General features: G+C 67.1%; 15 protein-coding genes. 6 read left to right on the top strand and 9 right to left on the bottom strand.

Translation table 11 applies throughout. The features are described 5' to 3' along the window. Positions 1-7: 7 nt before the first annotated feature. Positions 8-1,570 carry an NlpC/P60 family protein gene (locus FQ137_RS15590; protein ID WP_255584007.1) on the bottom strand — a complete coding sequence of 521 codons (1,563 nt, stop codon included), beginning with the start codon at positions 1,568-1,570 and terminating at the stop codon, positions 8-10. A 269-nt stretch (positions 1,571-1,839) separates the two neighbouring features. Continuing rightward, on the bottom strand, positions 1,840-2,373 hold the full coding sequence (locus tag FQ137_RS10940; RefSeq protein WP_149292405.1) for a DUF6676 family protein: 534 nt from the start codon (positions 2,371-2,373) through the stop codon (positions 1,840-1,842). Positions 2,374-2,626: 253 nt separating this feature from the next. Between FQ137_RS10940 and FQ137_RS10935 the strand changes: the two genes are divergently transcribed. The 5 genes from FQ137_RS10935 (at position 2,627) to FQ137_RS10915 (ending at position 9,933) form a co-directional block, all read left to right on the top strand. Then, positions 2,627-5,440, top strand: a complete 2,814-nt coding sequence (locus FQ137_RS10935) for an aconitate hydratase (RefSeq protein ID WP_149292404.1) — start codon at positions 2,627-2,629, stop codon at positions 5,438-5,440. A gap of 95 nt (positions 5,441-5,535) precedes the next feature. Beyond that, on the top strand, positions 5,536-6,105 hold the full coding sequence (locus FQ137_RS10930; RefSeq protein ID WP_149292403.1) for a TetR/AcrR family transcriptional regulator: 570 nt from the start codon (positions 5,536-5,538) through the stop codon (positions 6,103-6,105). Between the two features lie 46 nt (positions 6,106-6,151). Beyond that, a complete protein-coding gene (locus FQ137_RS10925) occupies positions 6,152-7,021 on the top strand; it encodes an aldo/keto reductase (RefSeq protein ID WP_149292402.1) in 870 nt (289 codons plus the stop codon). Positions 7,022-7,030: 9 nt separating this feature from the next. After that, positions 7,031-8,395: an MFS transporter gene (locus tag FQ137_RS10920; protein ID WP_149292401.1), complete on the top strand. Its 1,365-nt coding sequence runs from the start codon at positions 7,031-7,033 to the stop codon at positions 8,393-8,395. After that, positions 8,392-9,933 (top strand): pyridoxal-dependent decarboxylase, encoded by a 1,542-nt coding sequence (locus FQ137_RS10915; RefSeq protein WP_149292400.1) that lies wholly within the window; start codon positions 8,392-8,394, stop codon positions 9,931-9,933. The genes FQ137_RS10920 and FQ137_RS10915 overlap by 4 nt, the downstream gene beginning before the upstream one ends. 56 nt (positions 9,934-9,989) lie before the next feature. On the opposite strand, the gene FQ137_RS10910 is transcribed toward FQ137_RS10915, so the two are convergent. The 3 genes from FQ137_RS10910 to FQ137_RS10900 all read right to left on the bottom strand — a co-directional run bounded on the left by FQ137_RS10910 (position 9,990) and on the right by FQ137_RS10900 (position 12,679). Then, positions 9,990-10,340 carry a hypothetical protein gene (locus tag FQ137_RS10910; protein WP_149292399.1) on the bottom strand — a complete coding sequence of 117 codons (351 nt, stop codon included), beginning with the start codon at positions 10,338-10,340 and terminating at the stop codon, positions 9,990-9,992. A gap of 90 nt (positions 10,341-10,430) precedes the next feature. Continuing rightward, positions 10,431-10,868 carry a universal stress protein gene (locus FQ137_RS10905; RefSeq protein ID WP_149292398.1) on the bottom strand — a complete coding sequence of 146 codons (438 nt, stop codon included), beginning with the start codon at positions 10,866-10,868 and terminating at the stop codon, positions 10,431-10,433. Positions 10,869-11,047: 179 nt separating this feature from the next. Then, complete coding sequence (locus tag FQ137_RS10900) at positions 11,048-12,679, bottom strand: ABC-F family ATP-binding cassette domain-containing protein (RefSeq protein WP_149292397.1); 1,632 nt, start codon at positions 12,677-12,679, stop codon at positions 11,048-11,050. Positions 12,680-12,839: 160 nt separating this feature from the next. On the opposite strand from FQ137_RS10900, the gene FQ137_RS10895 reads away from it, so the two are divergent. Beyond that, positions 12,840-14,000: a lycopene cyclase family protein gene (locus tag FQ137_RS10895; RefSeq protein WP_149292396.1), complete on the top strand. Its 1,161-nt coding sequence runs from the start codon at positions 12,840-12,842 to the stop codon at positions 13,998-14,000. Between the two features lie 94 nt (positions 14,001-14,094). On the opposite strand, the gene FQ137_RS10890 is transcribed toward FQ137_RS10895, so the two are convergent. Genes FQ137_RS10890 through sufC form a run of 4 tightly spaced genes read right to left on the bottom strand, consistent with a single transcriptional unit; the run spans position 14,095 to position 17,060 of the window. Next, positions 14,095-14,559, bottom strand: a complete 465-nt coding sequence (locus FQ137_RS10890) for a metal-sulfur cluster assembly factor (RefSeq protein ID WP_149292395.1) — start codon at positions 14,557-14,559, stop codon at positions 14,095-14,097. A 4-nt stretch (positions 14,560-14,563) separates the two neighbouring features. Continuing rightward, a complete protein-coding gene (gene sufU, locus FQ137_RS10885) occupies positions 14,564-15,016 on the bottom strand; it encodes a Fe-S cluster assembly sulfur transfer protein SufU (RefSeq protein ID WP_149292394.1) in 453 nt (150 codons plus the stop codon). Next, positions 15,013-16,272, bottom strand: coding sequence for a cysteine desulfurase (locus FQ137_RS10880; protein ID WP_149292393.1), 1,260 nt, complete (start codon positions 16,270-16,272; stop codon positions 15,013-15,015). The genes sufU and FQ137_RS10880 overlap by 4 nt, the downstream gene beginning before the upstream one ends. 17 nt (positions 16,273-16,289) lie before the next feature. Further along, positions 16,290-17,060 (bottom strand): Fe-S cluster assembly ATPase SufC, encoded by a 771-nt coding sequence (sufC, locus tag FQ137_RS10875; RefSeq protein WP_149292392.1) that lies wholly within the window; start codon positions 17,058-17,060, stop codon positions 16,290-16,292. Between the last annotated feature and the right edge of the window lie 17 nt (positions 17,061-17,077).

Here is a 17,077-nt window from a genome sequence, read left to right as displayed (position 1 = left end):
GCCCCGGTCAGACCAGCCGCACCACCATCGGCCAGATCCCGGCCATGCGCACCGAGGAGATCTTCACGACGTCGCCGGACTGGGGAGCCTCGACCATCTTGCCGTCACCCAGGTAGAGGGCCACGTGGCCGGGCCAGAACAGCATGTCCCCGCGCTGGCGGGTGGCCACGGGGTGCTGTGGTCCGGCGGTGTACTGGTAGCCGGTGTAGTGCGGGAGGGCTTTACCGATCCCGGCAAACGCGTAGATCATCAGACCTGAGCAGTCGAATCCGATTTTGTTGTAGTCCCCGTGACTGTCGGCGACACCGCCGTCGCGGATACCGCGGGTGGGCCCCTTGGCGTCGCCGCCTCCCCAGGCGTAAGGAACCCCGAGCTGGGATAGGGCCCGGTTGACGACGGTCTCCACGCGAGCACTGTTCGAGGGGGGTCCGGAATTCCCACCCTGGCCGCCTCCCGGCCCGGGTGCCGCTGGCCCGGGTGCCGCCGGCCCCTGGGCGATCGACCCGAAGTCGGCACGGCCGATGGCGTCGGCAACCTGCTGCACGATCCGCTCGGTGTCACCGTTGATACCCGCGTCGATGGCCGCGCCCACGCTGCCGGCGTCGATCGTCCCGCCGAGGGCGCGGGTCGCCTGGTCGGAGGAGCCTCCGGCGAACTGACGTACGGCGCCGAGGTCGAGATGCGAGGGGAGGGCGGACGCAATGTCGGCGGCTTGCTCCCCCGCCTCTGGTTCGGCGGCGAGAGCACTGAGCGCTTCGGCACGCATGGCTTCGGCGTCGACCCCGTCCGTGGCCTCGGTTCGCGGGCCGGCAGGCGTCGCTCCCGACTCCGCGAGGGCTGAACGGTGCTCCTCCAGTTCGCGGGTCAATGTGCCGACCTGCTCCTCGAGAGCGGCGACATCCCCCGCGACCTCGGACACTTCCGCCTCCGCGGAGTCACGACGAGCGGCGGCATCGGAGTAGCGCTGCTCGGCTGCGTCGCGGGCGGCGACGGCGTCGGACTCTTGTCGGGCGGCTTCCTCGGCCGCCGCCACCATGTCCCCCACCACCGTGCGTTGATCAGCCGCGGCGCGCCGGAGATACTCCTGGCGGAGACCTGCGTCCGCCGGACCGCCGGGGTTCAGGATCCCTGACGCCGCGCCAGGTGCGGTGCCCTGGCGGTGCAGCAGGCGGGAGTAGTCGTCGAGCGCGTTCCGCGCGGCCTCGACGCCGGACTCGGCCTGCTCGCGTTCGGCGGAGGTGCGGTCGGCGTGGGCAATGGCGCGATCGAGTTCGATTCGGGCCATTTGCAGGTCGACCAGGCTCTTGTTGACGCTCTCGCGCTGGACCGCGATCTCCTCATGGGTCTGGTCGAGTGTGGCGGTGGCCTCGGCGACGGCACGGATGAGTCCGGAGATGTCCCTCGGTGCGACCGCCGAGATCGGCTGTGCGCCGGAGATCGGCGCGTGTACGACCCCGGCAGCAGTTCCCAGGACCAGCGCAGCGGCCAGTGCCGCCCGGCCCGGTGGTCTTCCACGATTGCCACGCGGGCGCACCCCACGGGCACGATTCGACGAATGGTCAGGCTCCACGTTTCACCTTCCGCTGACCGCACCTGGGTGCGGCTGACCGCGCGACCCGCACGGCGGGACGCGTGACCGAGACGGACTCGGCGGCCGGTGATGCCTTCCCCTGCGCCACTGGTGCCTCATGCCGACTCGGCAGAACCTATTGTTCCTTTAGCACCGTAGGTCACAGGGAACACATGTGAAACATCGATCGGCAAAATACACTGCTGTAACTTCTATAACAGCAGGCGGCGCGGCGTGTCTGAAGCTGGACGTAAAGTCCAAAAGTTCCTTTATCCGCGTGTTCGGCGACGTAACACGACGGCGAAGGCGACGACGACGAGGATGGCCACCACCATGGCGGTCGCGGTCAGGACGCCCCACTGTGGAGCCGGGGCGGTGACTTTCTGGACGAAGATCGACGCGGAGGTCACCGGGTCGGGCTCCTCCCAGGCGTCGTCCTGACCGGCCTCGAGCTGGTGCCGAGGGATGGTGTCACTGGAGCTGCCGATGAACGCCGGGGTCCGCACGAGGATCGTGCCCCCGAACTCGTCGTTGAGGAACATTGCGACGTCGCGGGCGTCCGTGTAGACGGCTGCAGGAGCCTCGGTGTAGACCACCTTGAGGTCCAGGCCCCGGTCGCTGGCTTCCCTCACCACCGTCTGCAGGCCTTCGACGAACGGCTCTGGTGCGGCGACACCGTCATCCGCCAGGTCTGCGACCACGGACTGGTAGTCCAGCCAGTGTGGGACCTCGCCCTCGCGCAACGACACGATCGGCTCGGCCTCGTAGGCGAGCAGCGTCACGGATTCGGCGGGCTTGTCCACGCTCGATATGGTGCCATCTCGTCGTCGTCAACTACGAGTCCACGCGCCGCTCGCGCAGATATCCGCACTCGGATGCCCACGTTCGGGCGTGCCGGAGCCTATACAGGACGGGCGTACTGGTAAATTGGCCACGAAAGACGGATCGCAGGGTTCACAATGGGTCCTGTGTCCGCCCCGGCGTCGCCGTCCGTGAGACGTGTGGTGACACCGGGAGGGATGACGAACCGACATTCGCACCACGAGTGGAGCTGACGTGACAGCAAGCATCGATAGTTTTGGCGCCAAGGGGACCCTTGAGGTCGGCGACGAGACCTATGACATCTACCGCCTGGCGGCGGTCCCGGGAGCCGAGAAACTCCCTTATTCGCTCAAGGTTCTCACCGAGAACCTCCTCCGCACCGAAGACGGCAAGAACGTCACCAAGGCGCACATCGATGCGCTGGCCAACTGGGATCCGAACGCCGAGCCCAGCACGGAGATCCAGTTCACGCCCGCCCGCGTGATCATGCAGGACTTCACTGGCGTGCCTTGCATCGTCGACCTCGCCACGATGCGTGAGGCCGTAGAGACCCTCGGCGGCGACCCGAACAAGGTCAACCCGCTGGCCCCTGCCGAGATGGTCATCGACCACTCGGTCATCATCGAGTCCTTCGGTCGCCACGACTCGTTTGAGAAGAACGTAGAGATCGAGTACCAGCGCAATGAGGAGCGTTACCAGTTCCTCCGTTGGGGCCAGGGTGCCTTCGACGACTTCAAGGTCGTCCCCCCGGGCACCGGCATCGTGCACCAGGTCAACATCGAGTACCTGGCGCGAACCGTCATGGTCCGGGATGGTCAGGCCTACCCCGACACCTGTGTCGGCACGGACTCGCACACCACCATGCAGAATGGTCTCGGCGTCTTGGGCTGGGGCGTCGGCGGCATCGAGGCCGAGGCCGCGATGCTCGGCCAGCCGATCTCCATGCTCATCCCCCGCGTCGTCGGGTTCAAGCTCACCGGCTCGATCAAGCCCGGCGTCACCGCTACCGACGTCGTGTTGACGATCACCGAGATGCTGCGCAAGCACGGCGTCGTGGGCAAGTTCGTCGAGTTCTACGGAGCCGGTGTCGCCGCGGTACCGCTGGCCAACCGCGCGACGATCGGCAACATGAGCCCGGAGTTCGGCTCCACCTGTGCAATGTTCCCGATCGACAGCGAGACCATCGACTATCTGCGGCTCACCGGCCGCGACGAGGAGCAGCTCGCTCTGGTCGAGGCTTACGCCAAGGAGCAGGGCATGTGGCTCGCTCCGGAGGGGCCCGAGCCGGTCTTCTCCGAGTACCTCGAGCTCGATCTGGGCGACGTGGTCCCCTCGATAGCCGGTCCGAAGCGTCCTCAGGACCGCATCGAGCTGTCCGATGCCAAGAGCGCGTTCCGCAAGGACATCCATAACTACGTCGACGCCGACATCGACAAGCTCGGCACCCGTGAGGGGCGCCGGATGCAGGCCGAGGGCGGTGCACCGTCCGACGCCACCGGTGGCGTCCGACTGTCCTTCGCCGACAGCGGCTGCGTGCGGGCCGATGCGTCGGTGGGCGCCGAGGGGCGTCCGTCGCAGCCAGTCGAGTGCAAGGTCGGTGAGAATGAGATGGTGCTGGACCACGGCATCGTCTCCATCGCCTCCATCACCTCGTGCACCAACACGTCCAACCCGTCGGTCATGATCGGCGCCGGTCTGCTCGCACGGAAGGCCCACGAGAAGGGTCTGACCGCCAAGCCGTGGGTCAAGACCTCCATGGCCCCGGGTTCGCAAGTCGTCACCGAGTACTACGAGCGCGCCGGTCTGTGGCCGGACCTGGAGGCCCTCGGCTTCCACCTCGTTGGTTACGGCTGCACCACCTGCATCGGTAACTCCGGCCCACTTCCGGAGGAGATCTCCGCGGCGATCCAGGAGCACGACCTCACTGCGACCGCCGTTCTGTCCGGTAACCGCAACTTCGAGGGTCGGATCAACCAGGACGTCAAGATGAACTACCTGGCGTCCCCGCCGCTGGTCATCGCCTACGCGATCGCCGGCACGATGGACTTCGACTTCGAGACCGACTCCCTGGGCAAGGACAAGGACGGTAACGACGTCTTCCTCGCCGACATCTGGCCCACGGGCGAGGAGATCGAGTCGACCATCAAGGCCTCGATCTCATCCAACGAGTACAAGTCCAAGTACGCAGACGTCTTCGCCGGCGACGAGCGTTGGCGCGGGCTGGCCACGCCGGACGGCAAGACCTTCGAGTGGGACGACAAGTCGACCTACGTCCGTAAGGCTCCGTACTTCGACGGCATGGAGATGGAACCGGCACCCATCGAAGACATCACGGGCGCCCGCGTCCTGGCCAAGCTCGGCGACTCGGTCACCACCGACCACATCTCGCCGGCCTCGACCATCAAGCCGGGCACCCCGGCGGCGCAATACCTCGATGCCAACGGGGTCGAGCGCAAGGACTACAACTCGTTCGGCTCGCGTCGTGGCAACCACGAGGTCATGATCCGCGGTACGTTCGCCAACATCCGTCTGCAGAACCAGCTGCTCGACGGAGTGTCCGGCGGCTACACCCGCGACTTCACCCAGGAGGGCGCGCCGCAGGCGTTCATTTACGACGCTGCCCAGAACTACGCCGAGCAGGGCACCCCGCTCGTCGTGATCGCGGGCAAGGAGTACGGAACCGGCTCCTCGCGTGACTGGGCAGCCAAGGGCACGCGCCTGCTGGGAGTCAAGGCGGTTATCGCCGAGTCGTTCGAGCGTATTCACCGCTCCAACCTCATCGGCATGGGTGTCATCCCGCTGCAGTTCCCCGAGGGCGAGTCGCACGAGACCCTCGGCCTGGACGGCACGGAGACCTTCGACATCTCGGGCATCACCGAGCTGAACAACGGCACCACGCCCAAGACGGTCAAGGTCGTGGCCACCAAGACCGACGGCTCGAAGGTTGAATTCGACGCCGTGGTGCGCATCGACACCCCCGGCGAGGCGGACTACTACCGCAACGACGGCATCCTGCAGTTCGTCCTGCGAAACATGATCAAGGGCTGATCGGCGGCCTCTCACACCGACGGCGGTGCGCGGTTTCCTCAGCTCAGGCGAGGAGACTGCGCACCGCCGCGGTGTATCCGAAAGAAGGTAGCGAGATGCCCAGGGTCAGCCAGGATCACATCGACGCCAGGCGCCAGCAAATTCTGTCGGGCGCACGCGAGTGCTTTGCCGAGTACGGGTTCGAAGGCGCCACCGTGCGTCGACTGGAGCAGGCCACCGGACTGAGCCGGGGGGCCATCTTCCATCACTTCGACGACAAGGACGCGCTCTTTCTCGCCCTTGCCCACGACGACGCCGCTGCCATGGCGGCGACGGTGTCCGAGCAAGGGCTCGTCCAGGTGATGCGGGAAATCCTCGCGGACCCGCAGGAGTTCTCCTGGCTCGGCACGCGGCTGGAGATCGCGCGCCGGATCCGCACTGACCCGGAATTCCGGGAACGATGGACGGACCGTCAGGCCGAGGTCGACGCTGCGGTCGTTGCCCGACTGCGGGAGCAGAAGGCCTCCGGACGGATGCGGACCGATATACCAGCGGACGTGCTGCGCGTCTACCTCGACATCGTGCTGGACGGACTTATCACCCATTTGGCCACAGGACGGGGCACCGAGCACGTGAGCGAGATGTTGGACCTAGTCGAGGCGTCGCTGCGCGTTGCGCAGGGGTGAGCCTGCCCGCCTGCGCGGCCCCCTTCTGCGGGCGTACGTTGGTCGCATGTCCACACCTGATACCCAGATCCCATTGATCACCCTCAACGACGGTCGGTCGATCCCCCAGCTCGGATTCGGCACCTTCCAGGTCCCACCCGCCGACACTGAGAAGGTCGTTACCGACGCCATCGAGGCCGGGTACCGTCACCTCGATACTGCTCAGATGTACGGCAACGAGGAAGGCGTGGGTCGGGCCGTTGCGGCCTCCGGCATCCCGCGCGACCAGTTCTGGATCACGACCAAGCTCAACAACACGTTCCATGAGCGCACGGCCGCTCGTGAGGCCACCGAGCGCTCGCTCGAGGCCTTGGGTGGGCGCCTCGACCTCTACCTCGTACACTGGCCGCTGGCCATGCACGAAGACGTCGCGCGGGTCTGGGAGACGATGGAGGAGATTCGGTCCGAGCTGCCCGTCGATTCGATTGGAGTTTCCAACTTCACGCGGGCGAACCTGGACCGCCTCGCCGAGGCGGGCCTGAGCAGCCCGACGGTCGACCAGATCGAATCGAACCCCTACTTCGTCAACGATGAGCTGCGGGCCGCGTGCGTCGAGCGCGGTATCGCCGTCGAGGCGTGGAGCCCGCTCGCGCAGGGCTCGGTCTTCGGGGACCCCCAGTTGCAGTCCCTCGCCGAGCAGGTCGGTCGGACCGTCTCCCAGGTGGTGTTGCGCTGGACTCTGCAACGCGGTGACATCGTCTTTCCCAAGTCCTCGAACCCGGCCCGGATGCGCGAAAACCTCGAGGTGTTCGATTTCACCCTGTCGGACGAGCAGATGGCCTCGATCACGGCGCTGCACAACGGCACCCGCTCGGGACCGGACCCCGACACCTTCGACTGGCGGTTTCCGCCGCCGACGCGTGCGAACGCGTCCTAGAGTCTGTCCATGACCACCACGGACGCGCCGGACGGCGTGGCGAGCGACCGTTCCACCACGGCCCCGGTGCTCGCCTCGTACGCGGCGGGCAGCCTCGGCACGGGCGCGTTCGGCACCCTGCCGGGTCTCGTCCTGGCCTACTACCTCACCGACTCGATCGGGGTGGCCGCGGCGGTCGCGACCGTTCTGGTTCTGGTACCGAAGGTCATTGACGTCCTGGCCTACCCACTCATCGGCGCCGTCTCGGACCGGGCATCGCACCGCACCGGGTATCGCACGGGTCTGATGCTGTTCGGGGCGCTGGCGCTGCCGCTGCTGTTCGTGGCGACGTTCGCGGCACCGACCGGCTGGAGCACCGGCGCGTCCGGCGTCTGGGTAATGGGCTTTTTCCTGCTGGCCTCGATCGCCTACTCGTGTTTCCAGGTGCCGTACCTGGCACTGCCCGCCGAGCTCACCGATGACGCGGCGGCCCGCGTGACGATCCTGGCGTGGCGCGTGGCGGTGCTCGCCGCGGCGATCCTGCTCACGGGGGGTGGCGGGCCGGCGATTCGTGATGCCGCAGGCGGCGGGCCTGGCGGGTACCTGTTGATGGCCGTCGGGGTGTCCGCGCTGATGCTGGTGGGGATGTTGTGGGCGACATTCGTCGCCGGCCGCCGCACGGTCACGCGTGCCGATGCCCCGGCCGGCGGTCTGGCCCACGAATACCGCGACGGACTCGATGCCCTCCGGGTCACCCGCCCGTTTCGGCTACTGGTCGGCGTGTTCTGCCTGCAGGCCGTCGCGACTGCCGTGATGCTGGCCGGCGGACAGTACGTGGCGACGTACATCCTGGGCGACGAGACCGCGCTGACCGGGTTGTTCCTGGCCCTGGTGGGCCCGGCACTGCTGGTGATGCCCCTGTGGACGCGTCTCGCCCACGCCCGCGGCAAGGTGGCGGCGCTCGGTACGTCCACGGCCCTGTTCACCGCGGCTGCCCTCCTGCTCATCCCGGCGGGCCTCGCTCCCGGCGCCTGGGTGCATCTGCCGGTGGCGTTGGCGGGTGTCGCGTACGCGGGCATGCAGGCTCTACCGATGTCGATGCTACCCGACTGCACGGACTTGGACCGCGAGCTCGGGGGACGACGACGAAGTGGCGCGATGAGCGGCCTGTGGACTGCGTCCGAGACCGGCGCGATGGCGCTGGGTCCGGCCGTCGTACTGACCCTGTTGGCGATCGGGGGCTTCCGCTCCGGCGGGGTGGCCGACCAGCCCGGGACGGCGCACTGGGCGATCGTGTTGGCGTTTTCCCTTGTGCCCGCGATCCTCGCCGGGGCCAGTCTGCTGATGATCAGGTCCCTGGGAAGGTCCTATGACCGATGGACGGAGCGAACATGACACCCGATCCCCTTTCTCTCGCGGTCACCGACCGCGGGGAACACGCACTGGCCCGCCTGGTCGCGATGCGGGCCGAGGACCCGCCCACCACCGGGGGTCGGGTGTTGTCCTACGTCTACGATTCCGGACTCGCCGAACTTGATGAGCTCGCGATGCGCGCAGCCCGCCTGGCTCACGGAGTCAATGGCCTAGACCCGACGGTCTTCTCCTCGGTCGCCCGGATCCACAGGGAGATCGTCGACCGCGTTCGCGCCATCCTCGGCGGCGAGGGCTCAGGAGTCGACGGACAGGGCATCCACGGAAGCGTGACGTCCGGCGGGACCGAGAGCTGCATTCTCGCCTGCCTCGCCGCCCGCGCGGTCTCGCGATCTGAGACGGGCAGTAGTGAGCCGGTCAGTGGCGGCACGATCGTCGCGCCCGTGACTGTGCACGCGGCGTTCCGGAAGGCCGCGCACCTGTTGGGCCTGAGGTTCGTGGGTGTGGAGGTCGATCCCGGGACGGGAAGGGTGAGCGCTGGAGAGCTCCTTGCGTCGGTCGACGAAGACACGGTGTTGGTGGTGTGCTCGGCGCCGGCCTACCCGAACGGCGTGATCGACCCCGTCGCCGAGGTCGCAGCGGGACTCGAGGCACACCACGACCCGCGTATCGGGCTGCACGTCGACGCTTGTTTGGGCGGCTTGGTGCTGCCGTTCTGGCCGGAACCCGTCACCGCAGAGCCCTGGGACCTGCGGGTCGATCGGGTCACGAGCATCTCGGCTGACCTGCACAAGTACGGCTTCGCACCCAAGGGCACCTCCGTACTGCTCACTCGGGGTCGCGAGCGTCACCGGGCGGCGTGGTTCGCCACCGTCGACTGGCCGGGGTATCCGGTTGTCAATCCGACCCTCGCCGGGTCCAAGCCGCTCGAGCCCGCGGCGGCCGCATGGGCGGTTCTCGAGGCTCTCGGGGAGGACGGCCAGCGTGAACTCGTCAGCCGCACCGCCCGGGCCACCGAGCGTCTGGGAGACGGGCTGGCCGGCATCGAGGGCCTGCGGGTGTCGGACCGCGACCCCGGACCGCTGCTCGCAGTGGTCGCGGACGAGTCCGTCTCCGATCGCCGACGCGTACACCCCCACCTTTGGGCCGACGCCTGTGCACGAAGGGGCATCGCCGTCCAAGCGCAACCGGCCTACCGTCAGGAGCGGGGGACCTTGTCGTCGTCGTCCCACCTCACTGTCACGCCGGTGACCGAACGGCTCGTGGAGGAGATCCTTCTAGTTGCGCGTGAAGCCGCTGACGAGGTTCGCGGCCAGGCCGCCCCGGCACCGCCCGCCGGCTTCCGGGAGGTTCTCGAGGCGCTTGACTCGGGGGCTCTCTCCCCCGCCGACCTGCTCGCCCTACCGGAGGACGACGTGCACTCGCTAGTCGCCGGAGTCCTCGAGGGCGACGGTGACACGGCGAGCGCCATGGCACCGTTGCTCGCAGCGATCGAGCGATTGCCCGCGGACATCGGGGCCCGTCTGGTCCGCGCCTATCTCGCCGCCGTCATGGAGTGCTGAACTAGAAACGCCTCCCGACTTGAAGTCGGGAGGCGTTGTCGAACGCAGGTGGACAATCAGACCAAGACCGCGATCGCGACGTTGAGGACGCCGAGCGCACCGGCGACATTGGCGAGGGTGGCTGTGCTGCCCTGCGCCTTAGCCTCCTTGCGTACGCCGATGATTGCGACGACGAGTATGACGATCGCGACGACGAGTTTGATGCCGATCTTCATGTGGTTGAGCGGGTCGCCGTCCTGCATCTCGCGCAGCCCGACCAGCAGGAGGCCGGTGACGACCTGGAGGATAGCGCCGTGCAGGATTGCCTTGTTGACGTGAGGCGCCTTGATTACGGCCAGCCAACCCCCAATGATGCCGGCGAGCCCGACGAAGTGCAGGATGAGAACAATACTGAAAACAATGTCCATGCACCTATTGTTTCAGGGAGCGCAGAATTAGCCCAGTCGAGGCTTGGCTACTCAAGCGTTGAGCCGGTGAATCGCCGCTGATGGACGAGATTACTGATCGCCGGACGCGTGAGGCAGAACAACCACGGGGCAGTGCGCGTGGGGAACGACATGCTGGCTCACCGAGCCCAACAGCATCCCCTTGAAGCCACCCCGTCCCCGGCTACCGACCACCACCAGACGCGCGTCTTGCGACGCCGCGACGATCGCTTCTGCCGGGTGGCCGCGGAGAACGTGCTGCTCCACCTTCGCGTTGTCCCCCAGGCTTTCCCGCACGGCGTCGGCGAGCATCTCGCGAGCGGCGTTCTCCAGCTCGGTTGCACTCTCCCAGCCGGCCATAGCGTAGGGACCGTACACGGTCGGTAACTCGTACGCGGTCAGGGCGATCAGTGGGGCACCGACGGCGCTGGCGTAATCAGACGCCCACTGGAGGGCTCGCAACGAATCAGGCCCCCCGTCAACTCCAACGACGACTGGTCCGGTGTCCATGGGCTGTCCTCCTGTAACGAGAGTGCCGGCGGCACTCGAGCGGTCGTACCCCAACAATGTCTCCACCGTAGTCGGGCCGATGCGCCCTCGCGAGCAAGTGGGCTCGGTCGGTAGCTCCGCACCCTCACACGGGTTCGACGGAGGCATGCGCGAACGTGGCCCTCACTCGCTGCGCTCGCTCACGCCAGTTCGACGATCTCCATGTACTCCTGGCTCCACAGGTCCTCCGTGCCGTCGGGCAGGATGATGACCCGCTCCGGCTCAAGGGCCTCGACGGCGCCTGGGTCGTGGGTGACCAAGACGACCGCGCCCTCATACGTCCGTAGAGCATCCAGTACTTGCTCGCGTGAGATCGGGTCCAGGTTGTTGGTCGGCTCGTCGAGCAGCAGCACGTTGGCCGCCGACGAGACGAGCCCTGCAAGCGCCAGACGGGTCCGCTCGCCGCCGGAGAGGGTGCCCGCCGGCTGCTCGAGCTGGGGGCCGGAGAACATGAAAGCGCCGAGCAGACCCCGCAGGTCCTGCTCCCCCGCGTCCGGTGCAGCGTGCCGGATGTTCTCCCACACGCTCGTGTTCATATCGAGGGTGTCGTGCTCCTGGGCGAAGTATCCGATCTTCAGCCCGTGACCGGAGACGACGCCCCCCTCGCCGTCGGTGCGCTCGACGCCGGCCAGCAGTTTGAGCAGTGTGGTCTTTCCGGCACCGTTGTAGCCGAGCACCACTACGCGACTGCCACGGTCGATCGCCAGGTCAACCCCGGCGAACACCTCGAGCGAGCCATACATTTTGGTGAGCCCCTTGGCGAAAAGCGGTGTCTTGCCGCAGGCCGCCGGCGTGGGGAACTTGATTCGCGCCGCCTTGTCGGCCACGCGGACCTCGTCAAGATTGTCGATCATTGCTTCAGCGCGGCGGACCATCTGCTTGGCGGCGGCGGCCTTGGTGGCCTTGGCACCCAGCTTGGCTGCCTGCATCTTGAGTTGCGACGCCTTCTTCTCCGCATTCGCCTTCTCGCGCCGGCGACGAGCTTCGTCGGTGGCGCGCGCGTCGAGGTACTTCTTCCAGCCCATGTTGTAGGCGTCGATTTCCCCGCGCACCGCGTCGAGGAACCACACTCGATTAACAACTGCTTCGAGAAGTTCGACGTCGTGCGAGATGATGATCAGCCCGCCCTCGTGCTTCTCAAGGAACTGGCGCAGCCACGTGATCGAGTCGGCGTCGAGGTGGTTGGTGGGCTCATCAAGCAGCAGCATCGTCTGCGACTTTCCGGCGCCGTCGGAGGCGGCGAACAGAATCCGCGCCAACTCCACGCGGCGGCGTTGCCCACCGGACAGGGTGCCCAAATTCTGGGTGAGGATCCGGTCTTCCAGTCCCAGGCTGTTGCAGATGCGGGCGGCCTCGCTCTCGGCCTCGTAACCCCCGCGGGCGGAGAACTCGTCCTCGAGTCGACCGTACCGGCGGACGGCCTTGTCCATGGCTTTGTCGTCCTCGGCCTCGACCATCTGGGTCTGGGCCTCGGTCATGTCGGCCATGAGTACGTCCAGCCCACGTGCGGAGAGGACTCGGCTGCGCGCGAGCTGATCCATGTTGCCCTCGCGCGGATCCTGTGGCAGATAACCCAGGTCGCTGGTCCGTGTGACGCTGCCGGCGTAGGGCTCGCCCTCACCGGCGAGGATTCTCATCGTCGTCGTCTTCCCCGCTCCGTTACGTCCCACCAGGCCGATCCGGTCGCCGGGCTGGACCCGCAACGAGGACCCGTCCATGTGGAGCAGGGTGCGCACGCCGGCGCGCACCTCCAGGTCGTCGATGGTGATCACGTGCGCGGGTACCTCGCTGTTGCGTTCGGGGAAAGGATGCGGCCCGCCAAGACGTGCTCCGAGCCGACCTGCCACTCTACCTGCGGCGCGAGGCCCTCGGCGACTCCGGTGACCTGCGTCTCGGCTGAATCGAGGCCGCGCGGCGGTAGTGTCGATTCTGATGAACGCTACGGGTGGTGGTCTATTCGACGTCGCTGTCGTCGGGCTCGGACCCGCTGGCCGCGCGCTCGCCTCCAGATGTGCCGCAGCAGGTCTCTCCGTACTCGCTGTTGATCCGAACCCCGACGCGCCGTGGCGCCAGACGCTCTCAGTGTGGTCGGATCAGATCCCGCCGTGGTTGCGCGTCGACGCCTGTGGGATCGACGTGCTCGCCCTCACCGTCGCGGACCCGGTCCTCTACGCGCCGGACAGGGCCGTACTGCACCGTGAATACGCCGTACTCAACAACGACGCATTGCGACGCGCACTGCCGCTCGGTCCCGGAGTCTCCGTCGAGTCTGCGGAGATCGATGATGCGGGGCTGCGCGACCTGACCGCTCGTGCCCAGCGCGTAGTGGACTGCCGCGGCGCCGGAGGGCGGCTCAACCAGGGGCCCCTGCAGACGGCCTACGGAATCATCGTGGACGCGGCCGACGCGGCTCCCGCACTGGGCGGGGACATCGCGCTGTTCATGGACTGGCGCACCGACTACGACGACGACGAGACCAGCCCCAGTTTTCTGTACGCGATCCCCGTCGGCCCGGATCGGGTTCTCCTCGAGGAGACGTGTCTGGCCGGACTGCCCGCGCCCGGTCACGCCACCCTTGCCGCCCGACTGCGCTCAAGATTGGTAGGCAGGGGCGTGTCCACCGCGGCTATCGAGTCGCCGCTATCAGTAGAGCGCGTACGCATTCCACTTCTGCCCCGACCCGGGGTGCCGGGTGATCCACTGGTCGAGGCCTTCGGCACCGCCGGCGGTCACGGGCACGCGGCGACGGGGTACTCCGTGGCGGCGATGCTTGCGGCGGTACCGGCAGTGGTGCACGCGATCGACGCGGGTTTCCCGCTTCCGGTTCCCCGGTCTCCGCTGACTACGACACTCCACGGCGTCGGCCTGAGGGCCCTGCTGCGGGCCGATGCCAGCACACTGATGGCGCTGTTCAACGCGTTCGGCCGCCTCGACGGTCGACGCCAACAGTGGTTCCTCGACGCGTCGAGCCCGTCCTACCAGGTGGCCGCGGCGATGTGGGGCATGTGGCTCTCCATGCCCGCCCGTGCCAAGGCAGGTCTTGTCGAGGCAGTGCTGCGTTCCCCGCCGTCGCGAGGAGAACAGGTCCGATGAGCACGGCGATGATCGCATTGCAGGGTCGGGCCCACGAACGCGACGAGCGCCTGCCCCGTAATGAATAGGGCAGGCGCTCTTCGGAGTTCCGTGGCTACACGGTGAAGCCGATCGCGCGGAGCTGCTCGCGACCGTCGTCGGTGATCTTCTGCGGGCCCCACGGTGGCATCCAGACCCAGTTGAGCTCGAGCTCGTTGACCAGATCGGCGCCGACGGTCGCACTGACCGCCTGGTCCTCGATCACGTCCGTGAGGGGGCATTCGGCGGAGGTCAGCGTCATGTCGACGCGAGCGATCATCGACCCCTCGGTCTTGCCCGGCCGAACCCAGATGTCGTAGACCAGACCCAGATCAACAACGTTGATGCCGAGTTCAGGGTCCACCACATCGCGCATGGCCTCCTCAAGATCTGCGACCAGCGCGAGGTCCTCCGCGGACTGCACCGGACGGTTGGGATCCGGCTTGAACTCGCGATCGCGGGCGGTGCCCACGGCATTCTCCGACGCCGGTGCCTGGTCAGCGCCCGTCGCGTTGGTGGCAGGTGTCATCTGCTCAGTCATGTCATCACTCCTGATGCTGATCGGTCTGTTGCGTGAGTGCGTCCTTGAAGGCCATCCATCCCAGCAGTGCGCACTTGACACGCGCCGGGTAGCGAGACACCCCGGAGAGGGCTACCGCATCGTCGAGGAGTTCTTCGTTCCCCTCATTCTGTCCCCGGGAGGAGATCATCGACTGGAATGCGTCGAGGATTTCCATCGATTCGGGAACGGGGCGTCCGACCAGAAGGTCGGCCATCATCGAGGTGGAGGCCTGGCTGATCGAGCAACCCTGCGCGTCGTAGGACACGTCCTCCACGATTGCGAGGTCGTCGGACAACTGCAACCGCAGAGTCAGCTCGTCGCCGCAGGTCGGGTTGACGTGGTGTACCTCGGCCCCGAACGGCTCGCGCAGCCCGCTGTGGTGCGGGTGGCGATAGTGGTCGAGGATGACTTCCTGGTACATCTGCTCGAGCTTCACGTGAGCGACCCCTCCACTCCGAAAAATTGTTGAGCCCGTCGCAAGGATCGGGCGAGAGCCTCGACCTCGTCGAGGGTGTTGTACAGGGCGAACGAGGCCCGGACGGTGGACTGCACGCCGAGGCGGCGGTGCAGCGGCCACGCGCAGTGGTGACCCACCCGGACCGCCACACCGTCGTCGTCGAGCACCTGGCTCACGTCGTGGGCGTGGATCCCGTCTACGGCGAAGGAGACTGCACCGCCGCGCGAGACCATGTTCGTCGGCCCGACGATTCGGATCCCCGGGATCTGGCTGAGCGCGTCGAGGGCTGCCACAGTGAGGGACTCCTCGTGGCGGGCAATGGTCTCCATTCCGATCGCCTCGAGATACCTAACGGCCGCGGCCAGCCCGACAGCCTGGGACACCATGGGCACCCCTGCCTCGAACCGCTGGGGCGGTTCGGCGTAGGTCGACTCCTCCATGGTGACGGTGGAGATCATCGACCCGCCGGTCAGGACCGGCGGCATGGCGTGCAGGAGTTCGCGCCGTCCGTACAGAACGCCGATCCCGGTGGGTCCGAGCATCTTGTGACCGGAGAACGCCGCGAAGTCGACGCCGAGGGCGTGGAAGTCCACCGCCATGTGCGGGACCGATTGGCAGGCGTCCAGGACGACCAGCGCACCGACCGCCTTGGCGGAGGCGACGACCCGGGCCACGTCCGTGACCGCACCGGTGACGTTGGACTGGTGGGTCACGGCGACGACCTTGACCGCGTCGGTCAGTTCGATGGAGTCAAGGTCGATCCGGCCGTCGTCGGTGACGCCGTACCAGCGCAGGGTGGCCCCCGTTCGTCGGCACAACTCTTGCCACGGCACCAGGTTGGCGTGGTGCTCGAGTTCGCTGATCACGACCTCGTCCCCGGGGCCGACCGCGTAGTCGCCGAAGCGGTCGTCGCCGAGGGCGAATGCCACGAGGTTGAGCGCCTCCGTAGCGTTCTTGGTGAAGACCAACTCGTCGACGTCGGCGCCCACGAACCGCGCGATGTCCGCCCGGGCACCCTCGTATGCATCCGTCGCCTCCTCCGCGAGCTGGTGGGCGCCGCGGTGCACGGCCGCATTGGAATGCAGCAGGAATTCCCGCTCGGCGTCCAGCACCTGTGTCGGGCGCTGGGAGGTCGCCCCCGAATCCAGGTAGACCAGGGGTTTTCCGTCACGGACCGTCCGTTGCAGGATCGGGAAATCCGAACGGATGGCGGTGAGGTCGAGGGTCGCGGTCATGTCTCCCTGCTGTCTGATCAGGCGTTCGCGGGCGTGAGGTACTTCTCGTATCCCTCAGCTTCGAGTTCGTCGGCCAGTTCGGGACCGCCGGAGGCAGCGATCCGACCGTCGACGAAGACGTGAACGCTGTCGGGCTTCACGTACTGCAGGATCCGGGTGTAGTGCGTGATGAGCAGAACGCCACCGTTCTCCTCGGCCTTGTAGCGGTTGACCCCTTCGGACACCACACGTAGCGCGTCCACGTCGAGACCGGAATCGGTCTCGTCTAGCACGGCGATCTTGGGCTTGAGCAGATCCAGCTGCAGGATCTCGTGGCGCTTCTTCTCGCCACCGGAGAAGCCCTCGTTAACGTTGCGCTCAGAGAATGCCGGGTCGAATTCGAGGTCGGTCATGGCCTCCTTGACCTCCTTGATCCAGTGCCGCAACTTGGGCGCCTCGCCCCGCACGGCAGTGGCCGCGGTGCGCAGGAAGTTGGCGGTGGAGACCCCGGGGATCTCGGTCGGGTACTGCATGGCCAGGAACAGTCCGGCGCGCGCCCGCTCGTCGACCTCCATTGCCAGGACGTCCTCGCCGTCGAGCGTGACGGTCCCGCCGGTGACCTCGTACTTCGGGTGGCCGGCGATGACATAGGCCAGGGTCGACTTGCCGGAACCGTTCGGGCCCATGATGACGTGGGTCTTACCGGACTCGATTGTCAGGTCGACGCCCTTGAGGATATCGACGGTCTCAGCGGCGTCGTCGGTGGCGGCGACGCGGGCGGTGAGGCCCTTGATCTCGAGAATGGTCATTGGTGTGCTCGCAATCT

Origin of the sequence: Dietzia sp. ANT_WB102 (assembly GCF_008369165.1) — a bacterium.
GTDB lineage: Bacteria > Actinomycetota > Actinomycetes > Mycobacteriales > Mycobacteriaceae > Dietzia.
This window is presented reverse-complemented; position numbering and strand designations above follow the sequence as displayed.